Here is a 445-nt window from a genome sequence, read left to right as displayed (position 1 = left end):
GTTCGGGGTGGTTAAGAACCCGGTTAATAGGAGTTGAAAACAGTAACCAAGCGATGCCACAAGCTACGGGCAGGCCAAAAACCAACAGGAAAAGCCCCGCCCGAATCCGCTCACCACGACTAACAGGTTTCTTACCCTCCACAGAATTACCCATACTCGTCCTCACCTGCCCCAGGGCCTCCACGCCCCGTCATCTAGCCACCAAAACCAGAACGTAACCGCCTCAACTCCTTAAACTTACTCCCACCTATCGAGGCGTATACCAGCAATCCCACCAACCAATACGTTCCAGCATTAAAAACCAAGAATAACGAGAGAACTACGAACCCCAGCACTACGCTGATTAAACCCAGCGGCATATAGGTTAGTAAAAAACCACCCGGTGTTTTCACGCGCCCTGCAAGAAATGTCGCCAAAGGTGTATTTAGTCCCGCAATAATAACCG

The 445-nt window shown here is 50.6% G+C and carries 1 protein-coding gene; it reads right to left on the bottom strand.

Annotated elements, in window-relative coordinates:
• Positions 1-194 precede the first annotated feature (194 nt).
• Positions 195-445, bottom strand: a 251-nt coding sequence (locus tag L7A20_RS11865; protein WP_237223685.1) for a hypothetical protein, incomplete at its 5' end; no start/stop codon positions are given.

This window comes from Rothia nasimurium, from assembly GCF_928381415.1.
In the GTDB taxonomy this organism is placed as follows: domain Bacteria; phylum Actinomycetota; class Actinomycetes; order Actinomycetales; family Micrococcaceae; genus Rothia; species Rothia nasimurium_H.
This window is presented reverse-complemented; position numbering and strand designations above follow the sequence as displayed.